The organism is Actinosynnema sp. CS-041913, assembly GCF_050942485.1.
Lineage (GTDB): Bacteria > Actinomycetota > Actinomycetes > Mycobacteriales > Pseudonocardiaceae > Actinosynnema.
On record NZ_CP192037.1, the window covers coordinates 9,019,401 to 9,036,901 of the forward strand.

18 protein-coding genes are annotated in these 17,501 nt (G+C 70.1%); 2 read left to right on the forward strand and 16 right to left on the reverse strand.

Features of this window, described 5'->3' with window-relative positions; translation table 11 throughout:
- Positions 1 to 7 precede the first annotated feature (7 nt).
- From ACQPZF_RS40880 to ACQPZF_RS40925, 10 genes are all read right to left on the reverse strand, one after another.
- Positions 8 to 1,189: a transglycosylase SLT domain-containing protein gene (locus ACQPZF_RS40880; protein WP_433266451.1), complete on the reverse strand. Its 1,182-nt coding sequence runs from the start codon at positions 1,187 to 1,189 to the stop codon at positions 8 to 10.
- 4 nt (positions 1,190 to 1,193) lie between these two features.
- Positions 1,194 to 1,499 (reverse strand): hypothetical protein, encoded by a 306-nt coding sequence (locus ACQPZF_RS40885; protein WP_433266453.1) that lies wholly within the window; start codon positions 1,497 to 1,499, stop codon positions 1,194 to 1,196.
- 50 nt (positions 1,500 to 1,549) lie between these two features.
- On the reverse strand, positions 1,550 to 2,323 hold the full coding sequence (locus ACQPZF_RS40890; protein ID WP_433266455.1) for an ESX secretion-associated protein EspG: 774 nt from the start codon (positions 2,321 to 2,323) through the stop codon (positions 1,550 to 1,552).
- A complete protein-coding gene (locus tag ACQPZF_RS40895; protein ID WP_433266457.1) occupies positions 2,320 to 3,609 on the reverse strand; it encodes a hypothetical protein in 1,290 nt (429 codons plus the stop codon). Before ACQPZF_RS40895 ends, ACQPZF_RS40890 begins: the two co-directional genes overlap by 4 nt.
- A gap of 9 nt (positions 3,610 to 3,618) precedes the next feature.
- Complete coding sequence (locus ACQPZF_RS40900; RefSeq protein WP_433266459.1) at positions 3,619 to 4,212, reverse strand: DUF3558 domain-containing protein; 594 nt, start codon at positions 4,210 to 4,212, stop codon at positions 3,619 to 3,621.
- The gene (locus ACQPZF_RS40905) at positions 4,209 to 4,661 is read right to left on the reverse strand and encodes a hypothetical protein (protein ID WP_433266460.1); all 453 of its coding nucleotides are present in this window, start codon (positions 4,659 to 4,661) and stop codon (positions 4,209 to 4,211) included. The genes ACQPZF_RS40900 and ACQPZF_RS40905 overlap by 4 nt, the downstream gene beginning before the upstream one ends.
- Before the next feature lie 168 nt (positions 4,662 to 4,829).
- Positions 4,830 to 6,083 (reverse strand): phosphoribosylamine--glycine ligase, encoded by a 1,254-nt coding sequence (gene purD / locus ACQPZF_RS40910; protein WP_433266462.1) that lies wholly within the window; start codon positions 6,081 to 6,083, stop codon positions 4,830 to 4,832.
- Between the two features lie 28 nt (positions 6,084 to 6,111).
- A complete protein-coding gene (locus ACQPZF_RS40915; RefSeq protein ID WP_433266464.1) occupies positions 6,112 to 7,092 on the reverse strand; it encodes a TAXI family TRAP transporter solute-binding subunit in 981 nt (326 codons plus the stop codon).
- On the reverse strand, positions 7,085 to 9,070 hold the full coding sequence (locus tag ACQPZF_RS40920) for a TRAP transporter permease (RefSeq protein WP_433274946.1): 1,986 nt from the start codon (positions 9,068 to 9,070) through the stop codon (positions 7,085 to 7,087). The genes ACQPZF_RS40915 and ACQPZF_RS40920 overlap by 8 nt, the downstream gene beginning before the upstream one ends.
- Before the next feature lie 125 nt (positions 9,071 to 9,195).
- On the reverse strand, positions 9,196 to 9,486 hold the full coding sequence (locus tag ACQPZF_RS40925; RefSeq protein WP_433266466.1) for a UBP-type zinc finger domain-containing protein: 291 nt from the start codon (positions 9,484 to 9,486) through the stop codon (positions 9,196 to 9,198).
- Here ACQPZF_RS40925 and ACQPZF_RS40930 point away from each other — a divergent pair.
- Together ACQPZF_RS40930 and ACQPZF_RS40935 are read left to right on the forward strand one after the other, a co-directional pair.
- Complete coding sequence (locus ACQPZF_RS40930; protein WP_433266468.1) at positions 9,485 to 11,038, forward strand: Na+/H+ antiporter; 1,554 nt, start codon at positions 9,485 to 9,487, stop codon at positions 11,036 to 11,038. The two genes, ACQPZF_RS40925 and ACQPZF_RS40930, sit on opposite strands and share 2 nt — an antisense overlap.
- Positions 11,039 to 11,164: 126 nt before the next feature.
- Positions 11,165 to 12,274 carry a glycerophosphodiester phosphodiesterase gene (locus tag ACQPZF_RS40935; RefSeq protein ID WP_433266470.1) on the forward strand — a complete coding sequence of 370 codons (1,110 nt, stop codon included), beginning with the start codon at positions 11,165 to 11,167 and terminating at the stop codon, positions 12,272 to 12,274.
- Positions 12,275 to 12,347: 73 nt separating this feature from the next.
- On the opposite strand, the gene ACQPZF_RS40940 is transcribed toward ACQPZF_RS40935, so the two are convergent.
- The 6 genes from ACQPZF_RS40940 to ACQPZF_RS40965 form a co-directional block, all read right to left on the reverse strand.
- A complete protein-coding gene (locus ACQPZF_RS40940; RefSeq protein ID WP_433266472.1) occupies positions 12,348 to 13,499 on the reverse strand; it encodes an LLM class flavin-dependent oxidoreductase in 1,152 nt (383 codons plus the stop codon).
- Positions 13,496 to 14,443 (reverse strand): ABC transporter substrate-binding protein, encoded by a 948-nt coding sequence (locus ACQPZF_RS40945; protein WP_433266474.1) that lies wholly within the window; start codon positions 14,441 to 14,443, stop codon positions 13,496 to 13,498. The genes ACQPZF_RS40940 and ACQPZF_RS40945 overlap by 4 nt, the downstream gene beginning before the upstream one ends.
- On the reverse strand, positions 14,427 to 15,143 hold the full coding sequence (locus ACQPZF_RS40950; protein ID WP_433266476.1) for an ABC transporter ATP-binding protein: 717 nt from the start codon (positions 15,141 to 15,143) through the stop codon (positions 14,427 to 14,429). Before ACQPZF_RS40950 ends, ACQPZF_RS40945 begins: the two co-directional genes overlap by 17 nt.
- Positions 15,128 to 15,964 carry an ABC transporter permease gene (locus ACQPZF_RS40955; RefSeq protein ID WP_433266478.1) on the reverse strand — a complete coding sequence of 279 codons (837 nt, stop codon included), beginning with the start codon at positions 15,962 to 15,964 and terminating at the stop codon, positions 15,128 to 15,130. The genes ACQPZF_RS40950 and ACQPZF_RS40955 overlap by 16 nt, the downstream gene beginning before the upstream one ends.
- Before the next feature lie 43 nt (positions 15,965 to 16,007).
- Positions 16,008 to 16,088 carry a putative leader peptide gene (locus ACQPZF_RS40960; RefSeq protein WP_376774397.1) on the reverse strand — a complete coding sequence of 27 codons (81 nt, stop codon included), beginning with the start codon at positions 16,086 to 16,088 and terminating at the stop codon, positions 16,008 to 16,010.
- 120 nt (positions 16,089 to 16,208) lie between these two features.
- Positions 16,209 to 17,498: an adenylosuccinate synthase gene (locus tag ACQPZF_RS40965; RefSeq protein WP_433266480.1), complete on the reverse strand. Its 1,290-nt coding sequence runs from the start codon at positions 17,496 to 17,498 to the stop codon at positions 16,209 to 16,211.
- Between the last annotated feature and the right edge of the window lie 3 nt (positions 17,499 to 17,501).

Sequence of the window (17,501 nt, forward strand, 5' to 3'; positions counted from 1 at the left end):
GCCCAGGCTAGTAGCCCTGGTACCCGCCCCCGCCCGCCATCGACTTCAGACCGGGGTGGCCCTCGAAGCCGCCGTAGCGGGAGAACGTGTAGCGGACGCCGGCGATGATGTTGTCCACCGGGTTCCAGATGTCGTCGTGGCCGGCCAGCTTGTGGGCCTGGAACGTCGGGTCGATGCACTGCATCAGGCCCTTCGACGGGGTGCCCTTCGCGGCGTTCGAATCCCAGTCGTTGAGCGCGTGCGGGTTGCCGCCGGACTCCTTCTCGATGATCGTCCAGATCTCGTCGATGTTCTCCTCGGTCACCGGGATGCCGTTGGCCTGGAGGATCTTGATCGCCTCGCGGATCCACTGCTCGACGTTGCCGGGCGGCGGGCCGCTGCTCGGCGGGCCACCGCTCGGTCCGAGCCCGCCCATACCGCCACCACCACCGCCGCCTGAGCCGCCGCCCTGGGAACCACCGCCTTGCGAGCCGCCGCCCTGGGAACCACCGCCTTGCGAGCCGCCGCCCTGCGAGCCGTTGCCCGAGGCTTGGGACGGCTGCGGCTCGGCCGACGACGGCTTGGTCTCCGGTTCGGGCGTCGGGTTCCAGGCGATCGGCTGTCCGGGCGCGGGCACGAACGGCTGCGTGCCGGGGTCGGCCATGGTCGAGAACGCGGGCGTGATCGAACCCGCCCGGCCCTTCAGCGCGCCCAACGCCCCGCTCAGCGCCTGCTCGGCCTGCGCGATCACCGGCTGCGCGTCACCGGCGGCCTCCGCGCACAGCCGCTGGATCGCGCTGTCGACGTCCGCCTGCGGCATACCCTGGTTCTGCGCGCGCAACTGCCGCACCCGGCCGAGCAAAGTCTCACAAATGCGCGTCATCGACGACTTCGCCGATTCCAGCGCCGCCGCCGCCGATTCCAGATCACCCGCCGCGCCGGTCAAGGCGTCGTTCAGCGCGGCGCCGCCCTTGGCGAATTCGCCCAGGTAGGCCACGAATCCGTCGGCGGAGCCGCCTTCCCACGCGCCGTCCAGCCGGCCGACGGACTGCTGGAGCGTGTTGCCCGATTCGGCGCTCTTCGTGGCGGCCTGCCGCCACCGGTTCGCGATCTCCCCGACCGCTTCCGGCCGGGCCTTCTCGACCTTGTCCGCGAGTTGCGCCAACGCCTGCCCGCCGGGCAGCCCCCGGACCTCGTCCACCGCGCTCATCAGTTCACACCGCCCGGAACGAGGCCGCGTTGGCGTCCTCGGTGTCGACCACGGCGGCCTGGACGGCGTCCAGCGCGCGTTCCACCTTGCCCAGCAGCGACTCGGCCGCCGCGAACTCCGCGCCGGCCGTCCGGTCGAGTTCGGCGGCGGCCGAGGAAAGGCCGCCCGAATTCGCCAACTTGCCGAAGATGTCCGGATCGGCGTAATGACCGGAGAACCCGTCACCCACCGCGCCGAATTGTCCCGCCTGCGCGCTCACCGTGCTCCGGCACTGCTCCATCGCCTCGGCGTTGAACTTCGCGACCGCCATATTCCGAATACTAGGGTTTCCGCGCCGCGCGCACCCCGGTTATGACCGGATCAGACCTCTTGGACCAGTTCCCACACGCAGGACGCGAGCCGCGCGTTGTCGATGGGCGTGATGGTGCTCCAGTTCCGCCCGTCCGAGCTGGGCCGGACCTGGTGCAGGTAGCGGCCGGACGGGGTGTCGTGCCACGCCACCACGCGGCCCGCGCGGACCGGCGGACCCCCGTGCTGCGCGCGCTCGGCCCCGAACTGGCCGCGGGTGCCCATCCCGTCGCACATGCCGGCCAACTCCTGGGCTTCGCTCAACGGCAACCCGTGCCGCTCCAGGGCGAGCACGAGCTTCTCGGCGTCCCGGCCGGACTCCTCGGACGCGGCCCGCAGCACCTCGTTGGGCAGGCTGATGGAACGGCCGTAGCCGGCGGGCATGTCCCCGGTGACCGACACGGCGGCCTCGGCGAGCGCGCTGGCCCGTGCCTCGATCAGCCACACCTCGTCACCGTCGACCACGGCGAGCATGGCCGCGTCCCCGGCCGCCGCCGCCAGCCCCTTGATCTTGCGCCGGTCCACCCAGATCCAGAGGTCGACGGAGACCTGCGGATTGGCCAGCAGGGCGAACGAATCCGCCAACTCGGGCGTCAACCGCCGCCCGCTCGCCAACCCGCGTGCCTCCAACGACCCCCAGGCCTGCTCGACGAACCGCGCCCGCTCGGTGTGCGTCACGCCGGGGCTCGGCACGTCCAGCGCGACGTTGCGCCTGGTGAGCCGCTCAGCCTCCCACGCGACGTCGAATTCGAGCGTGGACAGGACGACGGTGCCCGCCGCGGTCACTTCTGCTCGGGCTCGTCGCCGATGACGGACTGCACGACCATCCGCTCATCCCCGAAGACGTCGTCCGAGTCCACGCCGTACTTGCGGATGTGCTCGGCGTCGTCTTCGCCTTCGGCACTCTTGCCGGACGCGGCGGGCTGCAACATCGACCCGGCACCGGCCTTGCCGGCCGCCGAACCCGCCGCCGCCCCGGACCGTCCGGGCGCGCGCTCGTCGGGGTCGATGGCGCCGATGGTCGCGGAAATCCCGGCCTTGCCGGTCAACGCGCCGGGGGGAACACCGCCGACCCCCTTGCCACCGGGCGCCGCCGCCGTGCCCTTGGCAGTGCCCTGCGGCACTTCGCCGGGCTTGCCCGGCGTCGGGTTCCGCACGACCTTGCCACCCCGCGCGGTCGCCGCGGCCGTGCCCAACGCCAGCCCACCGGCAAGCCCGAGCCCGAGTCCGAGCCCGAGGTTCGACCCACCGGCCTTGACCGGCAGCGCGGGCCCGGCGGGAGGCGTGCCGGTCTGGCCCGGCAGCAGCGGGGTGATCCCCGTCGTGCCGCCACCGGGTAGCTGCGGCGGGAGGCCGGGCTGGCCGCCGGGCAGCGGCGTGCCGCCGGGGAGACCACCGGGGAGACCACCGCCGGGAAGGGTGCCCGGCACACCGCCGCCGGTGACGGTGGGCGTGCCGCCGCCGAACTGGTGGACGGGCGCGACGGGCGTGCCGACCGCGCTGGAGGTCGTGGTGACCTCGAAGTTCGGCGGCTTGTTGATGCTCTGGTACTGGTTGAGCGAGTCGCGGCTCGCCTCGACGTACTGGTCCAGGCCGCGGATGACCTGTTCCCGCGCCGCCTGGGTTTCCTTGACCTGCTGGGCGTGGTCGGTCTCGTACCCGACGAACCCCAGCGTGTCGTCCAAGAGGTTCGTCTCGGTGTCCCCGCGCAGCGCATCGGACTCGGGCAGCCCGTTGCGGGAGTTGCTGTAGTTGGCGCTCTGCTCCGCGGTGGCCTGCGAACTCCGCTGGCCCGCGTCGTCTGCCTCGCCCGCGTAGTCGGCCTGCGCGGTGATGGTCTTGCCCGCGTTCTCGCCCGCCGCACCCTGCCACTCGATGCCGAGCTTGGCCAGCTCGCGGCGCAGCACCTCGTCGGTGTCCGCGAGGCTCGCGGAGAGCCGGCGCAGGGCGTGGGACGCGTCGCTGAACTTCTGCGCGGCATCACCCTGCTTGAACTGCTCGACCAGGCCGGCCAGGGCAGGGTTGTCATACCCCTCGAAGCGGTGGTCGCTGATCTGCCGGAAACCGGTCATGACTCCCCCTTACTTCAAGGTCTGCAATGTCGTGAGCGCGAACTCGGCGCCCTGCGCCACGTTGCGGCACATCTCGTCCTTCGACGGCTTCTTGCTGCCCACCGGAAGGAAGTCGACATAGAGCTGTTGGCCATCGGCGACGTCGACGGCGACCGCGCAGTCCGCCTCGACACCGCTCAGGCTGATCTGCTTGGCGGCGAAGCCGGCGACCTCCGACTCACTCACGTCGGTGTTGCCCTTGCCGGTCCAGTAGTCGATGCCCTTGTCGGCGATGACCGCGACGCCGTAGTTGGTGCTGAGGTCACCGCGGAACTCGCAGGTGGGCACCTCGCCGGTCTTGACGATGTCGGTGTCGTTGCGGCTCGACCTGGTGACCTTGAGCTGTGCCATCTGGTCCGCGGTGAGCAGCTTGCACGGGTCGACGCCGTCGACCTTCAACTCACGCGGACGCGCCGCGCCGGTCGACTCGGTCGTCGTGGTGGCGGCTGCCGCGGTGGTGGTGGTCTCCGCCCCGGCCTTCCCGCCCTCCGTGCCGGTGCACGACGCCAGCACCGCACCGACGGCCAGCACGGGCACGAGGACGCGCAGAACTCGGAGATTCACTTAGCCGCTCCGAACGAGGCTTTCACGTCGTCTTCGGTGAACCCGTACTGCGTGGCCACGTCGCGAAGCTGCGTGGCCAGGTTGTCGAGGCTCTCGATGTACTGCTGGACGCGGCCCGCGTAGGACTCGTCGCCGTCGACCAGGCGCGAGTTCCACGCGTCCGCGATGTCCTGGTTGACCTTGTCGCCGTCGTCCAGCTCCACCCGCAGTTCGCGGTACGCGGTGGCGTAGCTGTCCAGCAGGGCTTCCCGCTGAGTGGTGATGATCTTGCCGGCCTGGAGGACGGTGTCCTTGGTGACGTTGAACTTCTGGCCCGCACCCGGGGCGGATGCCATGGTGGCGTTCAGGCGCTTCTCCGCCGCGAACATGTCGCCGACCGCGCGCCCGATGGCCCCGCCCACGCCGGCGACGGCTCCCAGTAGGCCGTTCTCCTCTGCCACGACGCCCATCCCCCGTACGGTCGGTAACGGATTGGTCCCGGTTCGCAGGCTACCAACGACCACGTGAGCCGGGTCTGAGGTTGGACGAACTCAGGCGCCGCGCGGTTCCGTCCTCGCTCGGATGTCGTAGCGGAGGGAGGTGCGCGGGCGTTCCACCGCGCACCTCGCGAAAAACCTTCAGACTTCGATCTCCCCGTTCGCCGCCCGCAACGCGATGTCCGTCCGGTGGTGGGAGCCGGTCAGGTGCACGGTCTCCACGCGTCGGTAGGCCTCGGCTCGGGCTTTCGCCAGGGACGGTCCGGTGCCCACGACGGACAGCACCCGGCCGCCGGTCGAGACCACGGCCCCGTCCTCGCGGCGACGTGTGCCCGCGTGCAGCACGCCCTCGGCGTCACCGCCGGTCACCACGTCACCTGTCCGGGGGCGACCTGGGTACCCCTCGGCCGCGACGACCACCGTCACCGCGTAACCGTCAGCCCATTCCAGCGGCTCGACGGAACTCAACGTGCCCTGCGCCGCCGCCAGGAACAGCCCGGCCAACGGCGTCCGCAGCAGCGCCACGACGGCCTGCGTCTCCGGATCGCCGAAGCGGCAGTTGAACTCGATCACCTGCGGCCCGGACGAGGTCAGGGCCAGGCCCGCGTACAGCAGCCCGGTGAACGGCGTGCCGCGCGCGGCCAGTTCGTCCACCACCGGCTGCACGCAGGTCGACACGATCGTGGTCACCAGGTCGGGAGGCGCCCACGGCAGCGGCGCGTAGGCGCCCATACCGCCCGTGTTCGGCCCGGAGTCGTTGTCGCCGACCCGCTTGAAGTCCTGCGCGGGCAGCAGCGGCACGACCGTCGAGCCGTCCACTAGGCAGAACAAGGACACCTCGGGACCGTCCAGGAACGACTCCAGCAGCACCGGGTGGCCGTGGTCGAGCAAGGTCATCGCGTGCGCACGCGCGACCGCGCGGTCGGATGTGACGACCACGCCCTTGCCTGCCGCGAGCCCGTCGTCCTTGACCACCCAACGGGGGCCGAAGTGGGTCAGGGCCGCGTCCAGGCGGGCCGGGTTGTCGACGACCTCCGACGTGGCCGTGGGCACGCCCGCAGCGGCCATGACGTCCTTCGCGAACGCCTTGGAGCCCTCGATGCGGGCCGCCTCGGCGGACGGGCCGAAGCACGGGATACCGGCGGCGCGCACGGCGTCCGCCGCACCCGCCACCAGGGGCTGCTCCGGCCCGACCACGACGAGGTCGGCGGTCCACTCCTTGGCCAGCGCGGCGACCGCCTCCGGGTCGCCCGCGTCGACCCCGTAGATCTCCGCCAGGCCCGCGATGCCGGCGTTGCCGGGCGCGCAGGCCAGCGCGATCACCGAAGGATCCCGCGACAACGCGAGGACAAGGGCATGTTCACGGGCGCCAGACCCGATGACCAGGACACGCACGGTGCGCCAGCCTAGATGACCCGGCCGGTCAGCCGCCGAACGCGTCCAGCGAACCGGCGTGCAGCGGCACGGGATCGGTCAAGGCGGCCTTCTCCTTCACGATGTCCCGCGCGGCCGGGTGGATCTTCTCCAGCTCGGCCTTCTTGTCGAACACCAGTTTGGTGATGGCGCACGCGTCGCCGTCCGGGAAGTCCGCCCGCACGAGCAGGACGTTCGGCACGACGACCGTCGGCACGTCCGCGGGCTGCCCGTAGGTCGCGGCCGGGATCACGCCCTTGTCGTAGACCGAGTTCACCTCCTTCAGCTTCGGCAGCAGCGGCGTGATGTCGATGAACCTGACCTGGTCCTTCAACGACGTGGTGAGGTCGGTGATCTGCGCCGTCGGCAGGCCGCCGGACCACACCAGCCCGTCGAGGCTGCCGTCCTTCATGCCGTCGGCGGTCTTGGCGAGGTCGAGCCGCTGCGCCTCGACCTCCGTCTCGGGGTTCAGCCCGGCGGCGGTCAGCAGCCGGTTGGCGATGACCTCGGTGCCGGACTTCGGCGACCCGGTGGAGATCCGCTTGCCCTTCATGTCGGCGATCGAGTTGATGCCGCTCGACGCCCGCACCAGGACCTGCGTGTAGTTCGGGTACAGCCGGGTCAGCGCCTGCACCTGCTGCGCCTTGCCCTCGAACGCGCCCTTGCCGTTCACCGCGTCGGCGGCGGTGTCGGCCAGCGAGAACGCCATGTCGTAGTCGCCGGCGACGAGCTGCTGGATGTTCTGCACCGACGCGCCGGTCTCGGCCGCGGTCGCCTTGAGCTTCGTGTTGTCGCTGATCAGCTTCGCGAGCCCGCCCCCGACCACGTAGTAGACGCCGCCGGAGTTGCCGGTCGCGATGGTGATCCGCCCGTCGGCCGCCTCACAGGCGGCCCCGGAACCACCACTGTCGTTCGCCGCCCGCTTCCCACCACACCCGGCCGCGACCAACGCGACCGCGAGGATGGCGACAGGGACCTTCCAGCTACGCATCTTGTTGTTCCTTTCCCCGCAAGAAAGTCTTCGGCAAGAGCAGGTGCACGGCCACCGCGGCGCCCAGGAGTCCCAGCCCGACGGCAACGGTGACCGGCTGCAGGTAGAGCAGGAGAACGGCGGCAGGCAGGCACAGCACCCGCTCCGGCCACCGCGCGGGACCGAACAGCCACCCACCGGTGAGCGCCGCCAACGCCGCGACCCCGACCGCCGACACGGCGAAAACCCATACCGCGTCGACCAAAGGCGCACGCAGCAACAACGCCGCCCCGTTGTCGGTGAGCACAAAAGCAAGCGGCACAAGGAAAGCGGGCAACGTGTACTTCCACGTCCGCCACATCGTCTTCATCACGTCGCCACCCGTGATCGCCGCGGCAGCCACCGCGGCCAACGCGGTCGGCGGCGTCACCTCGGACAACACCGCGTAGTAGAAGATGAACATCGCGGCTTCTTCCCGCGCCACCCCGAGTTCGATCAACGCGGGCCCGATCACGACCCACGAGATGATGAACGACGCGGTGACCGGCACGGCAAGCCCGAGCACACTGACGGCGACCGCCGCCAACACCACCGTCACGAACAGGACGACGGTCGGGTTGGTCGACACGAACCCGGCGATGCGCACCAACGCGGACGCAAGCTCCTGCCCCAACCCGGTCTTGGTGATGGTCGACGTGATGACACCGGCAGCAGCACACACCGCGATGACCGGCAACGCACTACGCACCCCAAGCGACAACGAGTCCGCAATCGCCCGAAGCCAAGCGCGCACGTCACCCCGTTGTGCCACAAGGGCGAACACCGCAGCGACCCCGGTCGCGTAGACGACGGCCGAGTACACCGGGATGTCCAACGCGAGGAAGACGACGATCACACCGAGCGACAGGAAGTGATACCCGCCGCGCTTGAGCAACACCCGGGGACTGGGCGCGTCGATGTCGACGGCCTTGGCCCCGAATCGCCGCGCGTCGATCTCGACGGCGAGCGCGATCCCGAGGTAGTAGAGCAACGTGGGCAGGATCGCCCAGATCAGGACTTGGAGGTAGGAGGTCTCCAGGTACTCGGCGATGATGAACGCCGCCGCCCCCAACGTGGGAGGAGAGAGGATCGCCCCGATCCCCGAAGCGGCGAGCAGACCGCCCGCGTTCTCCTTGGGATAGCCGGCCTTCTTCAACATCGGCCACGTCACAGCCCCCAACGAGACGGTGGTGGCAGTGCCGGACCCGGACACCGTGCCGAGCAGGAACCCGGCCGTCGCCGCGGTACGCCCCGGCGCGGTCCGCGACTTGCGGAAGGCGGAGAAACTGATGTCGACGAAGAAGGCCCCGGCCCCGGACGCGTTGAGCACGGACCCGTAAATCGTGAAGAGCACGATGTACGTGGCGGCCACGTCCAACGGCGTCCCGTAAAAACCGGTGGCATCGTTGTAGAACCCGTTGATGATCTGCCCGAAATCAACCCCGGCGTGGGAAACCTCCCAAGACGGCGGCAAGTACCCACCGTAGTAGGCAAAAGCGATGAACCCCAGACACACGACCGGCAACACCCACCCGGTCGTGCGACGACACGCCTCCAAGATCAATAAGAGGAGGACGGTGCCCGCGACAACGTCCAGCCCGGTCAACTGCCCTTGCCGGTCGAGAAAAGCGTCGAACCCGCCGAACAGCGGATACGAGCCGACCAGAAACGCCGCCCCGGCCAACACCCAGTCCACCGGCCCGGGATCCTCCCGCCCACCGCGCTTCCCCCGGTAACAGAGGAAGACCAACGGCAACGTGACGGCAAGAAAGATCACAAGATAGTACTGGCCACCCTTGCTGAACGGCCAGAAAACCTGCTTGAGGACCAACAGGGCAACCCCAAGCCCAACTACCCAAACCCCCAACTCCCACCGCCGCGATAAAACCCGCGACGGCCGCTCTTCGTCGTATTCGGCAATCAACTCGGCAACATCGGCCTGCTGCGACTTGGTCGACACGCGCACCCCTTCGTGTCGCGTCCGGAACCTGTGCAACCGAAGCTACTTGTGTCACCGGTCACAGCCATAGCCCCACCGTCTAAAGGGACTGTAAAGAAGCGCCACCGAAGACCAGCCGCGACGCCTCACACCACCCGAGCATCCTCATAACACCACCGCCAGTCCTCCCCGGGCTCGAACGACCGCATCACCGGATGCCCAACAGCCCGAAAATGCGCCGAAGCGTGCCGCCGAGGACTGGAATCACAGCAGGCCACGTGCCCACAAGACAGGCACATCCGCAGGTGGGCCCAGTTGCGCTCCCCAGCAGCCAGGCAGTCGGCACACCCGTCAAGGGCGTCCGGGGAGACCGACACAGGCAGGTCGGCGACGTGAGGACAGGTCATACCCGCCATCATCACGCAAGATTGCGCCATGCACGGACCGGAACTGCTCCTGCTCCTCGTCGGCGCGCTGCTCGTCACAGCGGTCGCCAAACGGCTGTCCGCGCCGGCCCCACTGGTCCTGGTCGCCACGGGCCTCGCGGTCTCCTTCATCCCCGGCCTGCCGGAGTTCGCACTGGAACCGGAGCTGATCCTCGTCCTCGTCCTCCCACCGCTGCTCTACTCGGCCGCACTGGACAGCTCGTACCACAACATCCGGGCCAACCTCCGCCCGATCGGGCTCCTCGCGGTGGGCCTGGTGGTCGCCACCACGGTCGGTGTCGGCTGGGTGGCCCACCTCGCCCTCCCCGGCCTCTCCATCCCGGCCGCCCTCGTCCTGGGCGCGGTGGTGGCCCCGCCCGACGCGGTAGCGGCGGCGGCCATCGGGCGGCGGCTCAACCTGCCGAGACGCACGATGACGCTGCTCACCGGCGAGAGCCTGATCAACGACGCGACCGCGCTGACGGTCTACAAAGTCGCCATCGCCGCGACCCTCGGCACCACCGCCACCTGGGTCGACGGCACCCGCACGTTCGTGATCGGCGCGGGTGGCGGTGTCGTCATCGGGCTCGCCATCGGCGTCGGCGTGCGGTGGCTCCGCGACCGTCTGGACGACGGTGTGATGGAGAGTTCGCTCGGCATGCTGGTGCCGTTCGGCGCGTACCTGTTCGCCGAGGAACTCGGCTCCTCGGGCGTTCTGGCCGTGGTCGTCGCAGGCCTGTACATCGGCCACCAGGCACCGAAAAGCTCCTACTACACACGTCTGCAGGACACGGCGGTGTGGCGTTCCGTAGACGTGCTCCTCGAATCCTTCGTCTTCGCGCTGATCGGCCTACAGCTCAAGAACATCGTGCTGGACGTGGACATCACACCGGACCTGGTGGGAGCAGCCGCGGCGGTGCTCGGCGCGACGATCGCGGTCCGGTTCCTGTGGATGTACCCGGCCGCCTACATCCCGCGCTTCCTCTCCAGGCGCATCCAGGAGAAGGAGCCGGCTCCGGGCTGGCGGGGCATCACGGTCCTGTCCTGGGCCGGTATGCGCGGCGTCGTCTCGCTGGCCGCCGCGAGTGCGCTGCCGCACGAACTGCCGGGGCGCGACGTGATCGTGTTCTGCGCGTTCGTGGTCACGGTCGGCACGCTCCTGCTCCAAGGGCTGTCCCTCCCCTGGGTGATCCGCAAGCTGGGTGTGGAGGGCGACGAGGAACGGGAGGACGCGCTCGCCGAAGCGCAGGTGCAGCACGCGGCGGCGCAGGCCGCCGTCAAACGCCTGGACGAGGTGATCGAGAGCGGCGACCAGACCCCGGACCACATCGTGGAACGGCTCCGCGTGCTGGCCGAGCACCGGGGCAACGCCGCCTGGGAGCGCCTGGGCCGCCAGGAGGACGAGAGCCCCGCCGCTTCCTACCGCCGCCTGCGCCGGACCATGCTGGACGCCGAGCGCGAGGTCTTCGTCGAGGCGCGCGACGAGGGCCGGATCGACGACGAGGTGTTGTTCCGGGTCCTGCGCGAATTGGACCTGGAGGAAGCAGCCATATCCAGGGAGTGACGATCGAGTGAGCACCCACCACCCGTTCACCATGACGTGGTTTGCACTTCACCCTACGGTGATCAGCGCGTCGCGGAGCGCAACCAGGCTCCCGCGGGTCTGGTTCGCGGAACAGGGAGGTCGGCGATGGTGCGGACGAGGATCGTCGGGGCGGCGCTCGCGGCGCTCGCAGTGGTCGGGGCGGTGACCATGCCGTCGGCGTCGGCGCACGACGACACCGCGGCGGCGGCGCACAAGCCGAAGGGCCCGATCGTGATCGGCCACCGGGGCGCGTCGGGCTACCGGCCGGAGCACACGCTCGGCGCGTACGAGCTGGCGGCCCGGATGGGCGCGGACTACATCGAGCCCGACCTGGTGTCCACGAAGGACGGTCAGCTCGTCGCGCGGCACGAGAACGAGATCGGCGGCACGACCGACGTCGCCACCAAGCCGGAGTTCGCGGCGCGCAGGACCACCAAGGTCATCGACGGCGCGTCGGTCACCGGCTGGTTCACCGAGGACTTCACGCTCGCGGAGCTGAAGACGTTGCGCGCCAAGGAACGCATCCCGGAGATCCGGCCGCGCAACACCCTCTACGACGGCCGCTACGAGATCCCGACGCTCCAGGAGGTCATCGACCTCTCCCGCAAGCTGTCCCGCGAACTCCACCACGAGATCGGCATCTACCCGGAGACCAAGCACCCCACCTACTTCCAGGACGTCAAGCTCGCCCTGGAGCCCCGGCTGGTCGACGTGCTCAACCGCAACGGCCTGAACCGGCACGGCGCGAAGGTCTACGTCCAGTCCTTCGAGGTGGCCAACCTCAAGGCGCTGAAGAAGCACCTGCGCGTGCCGCTGGTGCAGCTCGTCAACTCCTCCGGCGCTCCCTACGACTTCGTCAAGGCCGGTGACAAGCGCACCTACAGCGACCTCGTCACGCCGGACGGCCTGCGCGAGATCCGCACCTACGCCGCCGGCATCGGCGCGGCCAAGGACCGCGTCATCCCGCGCAACGCCCAGGGCTTCCTCCAGGCCCCGACCACGCTGGTCCGGGACGCGCACGTGCGCGGCCTGATCGTGCACGCCTGGACGTTCCGCAACGAGAACACGTTCCTGCCGGCCGACTTCCGCACGTCGACCGACCCGGCCGCGTACGGCCGGGCCTTCGACGAGTACGCGAAGTTCTACGCGACCGGCCTGGACGGCGTGTTCGCCGACAACCCGGACACCGCCGTGGAAGCCCGCCCGACCCGCTGACCCCGGGCAGCGAGGTCGCGTCGGTAGGTCGAGGCTCATTTCCCGGCGATCACGCTTTTCGATCGCCGGGAAATCAGACTCGAACTGCCGACTCCCAGGCGACCTCGCCGTCGCGACGGAGTCGCGACGATTCAACACAGCCGCGCCTTGCCAGCTCCGGGCGCACGCCTTCGCCGAACCAGTAGGCCTCTTCCAGGTGGGGATACCCGGAGAGCACGAACTCCTCCACCCCCAACGCGTAGTACTCCTCGATCAAATCCGCGACCTCAGCGTGACTACCGACAAGAGCAGTTCCCGCACCACCACGAACCAGCCCGATCCCTGCCCACAAACCGGGGTGGATCTCCAGCCCGCGCACACCCTTCGACAGATCACCGCCGTGCAGCGCGACCATCCGCTGCTGCCCCACGGACTGGCTGGCCCGCAACTGCGCCTGCGCCCGCTCCACCTGCGCGGGATCCAGCGCCGCCAACAACTTCTCGGCTTCCCGCCACGCCTCGGCCGACGTGTCCCGGCTGATGGTGTGCAGCCGGATCCCGAACCGGATCGGCCGGTCCCCGGCCAGCGCACGCACCCGCGCGATCTTCTCCGCCACCTGCGCCGGCGGCTCGCCCCAGGTCAAGTACACATCCGCCCGCCGGGCCGCCACCGGCAGCGCGGCGTCCGACGACCCGCCGAAGTAGATCGACGGCACCGGTGAGGGCGCGGCCAGCAGGGTCGCCCCGGAGACCTGGTAGTGCGTCCCGGCGAAGTCCACCGGCCGCCCCGACCACACCGCCCGCACGATGTGCAGGAACTCGTCCGTCCGCTCGTACCGCTGGTCGTGGTCGAGCCAGTCCCCGAACCGCCGCTGCTCGACCGCGTCCCCGCCCGTGACGACGTTGAGCAGCAGCCGGCCGCGCGAGATCCGCTGGTAGGTGGCCGCCATCTGGGCCGCCAGGGTGGGCGATATGACGCCGGGCCGGAACGCCACCAGGAACTTCAGCCGCTCGGTCCGCGCGATCAGCGCGGCGGTGGTCAGCCAGGCGTCCTCGCACCACGTGCCGGTCGGCGTCAGCACCCCCGTGAACCCGTTGCGCTCCGCCGCGACGGCGATCTGCGCCAGGTAGTCGATGTCCGGGTCGCGCTGAGCGGCCCCGCCGAGGGACCGGTTGGCGTGGAAGCGCTCCACCACCGTCCGGCCGTCACCCGAGGTGGGCAGGAACCAGTGCAGCACAACGCTCATGACAGTCCTCCCTGGAAGCGCGTGTCCACGAACTTCTTGAAGTCGACCTTGCCGGGCAGCGTGCCGTCCGCCGTGAACGCGTCCGCCAACTCCTGCTCGGACGCGATCACCGCGTCGTCCAGCGCCACCGGCAGGTCCGCGCCGCGGTCCACGGCCGCCCGCGCCACCTCGGGCTTCAGCCCGGTCTCCGCCGCCCACGCCCGCGCCCACTCGTCGCGATGGGTGTCCGCCCACCGCTGCGCCTTGCCGAACCGGGTCAGGAACTCCTTGATGGCGGCGCTCTTCCCGGGGTCGTCCACCGCCGCGCGGCCCGCCACCTGGAACGTGTACCCGTTCGCCTTGCCCTGACCGTCCGTCAGCACCCGCGCGTCGGCCTCCAGCAACGCCTGCGACGTATAGGGATCCCACACCGCCCACGCGTCCACCCGCTTCTGCTGGAACGCCGCGTAGGCGTCGGACGGCTGGAGGAAGTTCAGCCGCACGTCCTTGGTGGTCAAGCCCGCCGCGCTCAACGTGAGCAGCACCTGCCCGTGCGCCGAACTCCCCTTGGCCACCGCGATGCTCTTGCCCCGCAGGTCCGGCACGCTCCGCAGCGCCGAGCCACCCGGCACCAGGATCGTGTCGCTCTCCACGTTCCCCTTGGCGGAGTAGACGATCGCGATCCTGGCGTCGGCCGCCGCGGCGAAGATCGGCGGCGTGTTGCCCACCCCGCCGATGTCGATCGCGCCCGCCGACGCGGCCTCCAGCAGCGGAGGGCCGGACGTGAACGTGGACCACTCGATCTTGTACGGGAAGTCGTCCAGCAGCCCGGCGGCCGTCAGCAGCGTCTTCGAGTTCCCCTTCTGGTCGCCCACCTTGAGCACGACCTCGCCGGACGACGCCGCCGCGCCGCACCCGCTCGTCACCAGCGCCACCAAGGCCAACGCGCTAAGCAGCTTCGACATCATCCACTCCCAGATCGGCGAGCACGTCCACCCGCAAGTCCACAAAGGACGCCCGTCGCCGGGGGCGCGGCAGGTCGATCCGGTGCTCGGCGACGAGCCGGCCCGCCTCCAGCACGACGACGCGGTCGGCCAGCGCCAACGCCTCGTCCACGTCGTGCGTCACGAACAGCACGGCGGGCCGGTGCTCCCGCCAGAGCTGCTCCACCAGCCGGTGCATCGCCGACCGGGTCAACGCGTCCAGCGCGCCGAACGGCTCGTCCAGCAGCAGCAACTCCGGCTCGCGCACCAGCGCCCGCGCCAGCGACACGCGCTGCGCCTCGCCACCGGACAGCGTCAACGGCCACGCGTCGGCGTGGTCGCTCAACCGCACCTCCGCCAACGCCTTCTCCGCCACCCGGCGCGACCAGTCCTTCGGCCGGCCGGACCCGGGCAGCCCCAACGAGATGTTGCGCCACACCCGCCGCCACGGCAGCAGCCGGGGCTGCTGGAACGCCACGGAAACCCGCTCCGGCACCGAGAACGCGCCCTCGACCTCCGCGTCCAGCCCGGCCAGGATCCGCAGCAGCGTCGACTTGCCGCACCCGCTGCGCCCGAGCAGCGCCACGAACTCGCCCGGCGCGATCTCCAGGTCCAGCCCGTCCAGCACCCGCCGCGACCCGAACTCCTTGACCAGACCGCGAATGCTCACCGCGCCCGCCACCGCAGCACCCTCCTCTCCAGGCCGCGCACCAGGGCGTCGGTGGTCAGGCCGAGCAGCGCGTACACCACCAGCCCCACCACGACGACGTCCGTGCGCAGGAACTCCCGCGCGTTGTTGATCAGGAACCCGATGCCCGCGTCCGCGTTGATCTGCTCGCCGACGATCAGCGAGAGCCACGCCGTGCCGAGCGCGATCCGCAGGCCCACCAGGGTCTGCGGCACGGCGGACGGCAGCACGACGTGCGCGACCCGCTCGAACCGCGTGAAACCCAGCACCCGCGCGGCTTCCAGCAGCGCCGGGTCGGTCTGCCGGATGCCCGCGTGCAGGTTGAGGTAGAGCGGGAACGCCACCCCGGCCGCGACCAGCGCGAGCTTGGGCTCCTCGCCGATGCCGAACCACAGGATGAACAGCGGGATCAACCCGAGGTGCGGCAGCGTGCGCAGCATCTGGACGGGCGGGTCGACCAGCCGCTCACCCCAGCGGGACAGGCCGGACGCCAGCCCGAGGACGCCGCCGACCAGCGCGCCGAGCACGAACCCGACCGCGACCCGGCTCAACGACACCAGGAACGCGTCGACCAGCGAGCCGTCCAGCACCAGGTGGTAGCCGGACTCGAACACGGTCAGCGGCGAGGCGAGCTTGTCGGGCGGCAGCACGCCGGTGCTGCTCGCCGCCTGCCACAACAGGATCAGGCCGACCGGGCTCAGCCAGCGGGCCAGGTCGGGCAGTCTGCGTTGTTTTCTGGGCTGTTGCCGAACGGGTGTGCGCGAGGTGGTGGCTGTTTCCGGGCGCGCGACAACACCCGCGGTGGAAATCGACACGATTTCTCCCGAGGACACCGAAAAAAGGGGGGACGAGTACGGGTCAGCGCGTGCGACAGATCGCGCTCGCCTGCCGCCGGAGGTCGACGTGCAGGCGGGCCACCAGGATTTCACGCCCGCTCATGGACCCGAGTTTTCGGTGCGGGACAGGAGAAGTCAACGGGCGGACAGCACCGTCCCGAATGATGAAAGTGCCTCCGGTGCCGACAACATCGGCTCCGGAGGCACTTCGCACGAAGCTATTTCACGCCAACATGTCGTGGCGCACGATCGTCTGGTCCCGACCCGGACCCACGCCGATCGCGGAGATGCGGGCGCCCGAGATGGACTCCAGGTGCTCCACGTACGCACGGGCGTTCGCGGGCAGTTCCTCGAACGTCCGGCAGTGGCTGATGTCCTCGAACCAGCCCGGCAGTTCCTCGTACACCGGAATGGCGTGGTGCACGTCGGTCTGCGTCATCGGCATGTCGTCCACGCGCTCGCCGTCGACCGTGTAGCCGACGCACACCGGCACCTTCTCCAGGCCGGACAACACGTCCAGCTTGGTCAGGAAGTAGTCGGTGATGCCGTTGACCCGGGACGCGTACCGCGCGATCACCGCGTCGAACCAGCCGGTCCGCCGCGAACGCCCCGTGGTGACACCGAACTCGCCACCGGTCTTGCGCAGGTGCTCGCCCATCTCGTCGTGCAGCTCGGTCGGGAACGGACCGGAGCCGACGCGGGTCGTGTACGCCTTGAGGATGCCGATCACGGTGGTGATCCGGGTCGGCCCGATGCCCGAGCCCGCGCTCGCGCCGCCGGAGGTCGGGTTGGACGACGTGACGAACGGGTAGGTGCCGTGGTCGACGTCGAGCAGGGTGCCCTGCGAGCCTTCCAGCAGCACGGTCTCGCCGCGTTCCAGCGCCTGGTTGAGCAGCAGCCGGGTGTCGGCGATGCGGGAGGAGAACTTGGCCCCGTGCTCCAGCACGCTGTCCACGACCTGCTCGGGGTCGAGCGCCTTGCGGTTGTAGACCTTGACCAGCACCTGGTTCTTGAAGTCCAGCGCGGCTTCCACCTTCTGCCGCAGGATCTTCTCGTCCAGCACGTCCTGCGCGCGCACGCCGACGCGGGCGATCTTGTCCTGGTAGCACGGCCCGATGCCGCGGCCGGTGGTGCCGATCTTCGCCTTGCCCAGGTAGCGCTCGGTGACCTTATCGATCGCCACGTGGTAGGGCATGATCAGGTGCGCGTCGGCGGAGATGAGCAGGCGGGACGTGTCCACGCCCTGGTCCTGGAGGCCGGCCAACTCGTCCAGCAGCACGCCGGGGTCGACCACGACGCCGTTGCCGATCACGCTGGTGACGCCGGGGGTGAGGATGCCGGAGGGGATGAGGTGCAGGGCGAACTTCTGCCCGTCGGGCAGCACGACGGTGTGCCCGGCGTTGTTGCCACCCTGGTAGCGGACCACCCACTGGACGCGCTCACCGAGCAGGTCGGTGGCCTTGCCCTTGCCCTCGTCGCCCCACTGGGCGCCGATCAGCACTACGGCCGGCATGTG

Excerpts from the sequence above, each read along its gene's own strand:
- ACQPZF_RS40960 (WP_376774397.1), bottom strand. The coding sequence starts at position 16,088 with ATGAGCGGGCGTGAAATCCTGGTGGCCCGCCTGCACGTCGACCTCCGG.
- ACQPZF_RS40880 (WP_433266451.1), bottom strand. The coding sequence starts at position 1,189 with ATGAGCGCGGTGGACGAGGTCCGGGGGCTGCCCGGCGGGCAGGCGTTG.
- ACQPZF_RS40965 (WP_433266480.1), bottom strand. The coding sequence starts at position 17,498 with ATGCCGGCCGTAGTGCTGATCGGCGCCCAGTGGGGCGACGAGGGCAAG.
- ACQPZF_RS40905 (WP_433266460.1), bottom strand. The coding sequence starts at position 4,661 with ATGGGCGTCGTGGCAGAGGAGAACGGCCTACTGGGAGCCGTCGCCGGC.
- ACQPZF_RS40945 (WP_433266474.1), bottom strand. The coding sequence starts at position 14,443 with ATGTCGAAGCTGCTTAGCGCGTTGGCCTTGGTGGCGCTGGTGACGAGC.
- ACQPZF_RS40885 (WP_433266453.1), bottom strand. The coding sequence starts at position 1,499 with ATGGCGGTCGCGAAGTTCAACGCCGAGGCGATGGAGCAGTGCCGGAGC.
- ACQPZF_RS40935 (WP_433266470.1), top strand. The coding sequence starts at position 11,165 with ATGGTGCGGACGAGGATCGTCGGGGCGGCGCTCGCGGCGCTCGCAGTG.
- ACQPZF_RS40940 (WP_433266472.1), bottom strand. The coding sequence starts at position 13,499 with ATGAGCGTTGTGCTGCACTGGTTCCTGCCCACCTCGGGTGACGGCCGG.
- ACQPZF_RS40895 (WP_433266457.1), bottom strand. The coding sequence starts at position 3,609 with ATGACCGGTTTCCGGCAGATCAGCGACCACCGCTTCGAGGGGTATGAC.
- ACQPZF_RS40915 (WP_433266464.1), bottom strand. The coding sequence starts at position 7,092 with ATGCGTAGCTGGAAGGTCCCTGTCGCCATCCTCGCGGTCGCGTTGGTC.
- ACQPZF_RS40930 (WP_433266468.1), top strand. The coding sequence starts at position 9,485 with ATGCACGGACCGGAACTGCTCCTGCTCCTCGTCGGCGCGCTGCTCGTC.
- ACQPZF_RS40925 (WP_433266466.1), bottom strand. The coding sequence starts at position 9,486 with ATGGCGCAATCTTGCGTGATGATGGCGGGTATGACCTGTCCTCACGTC.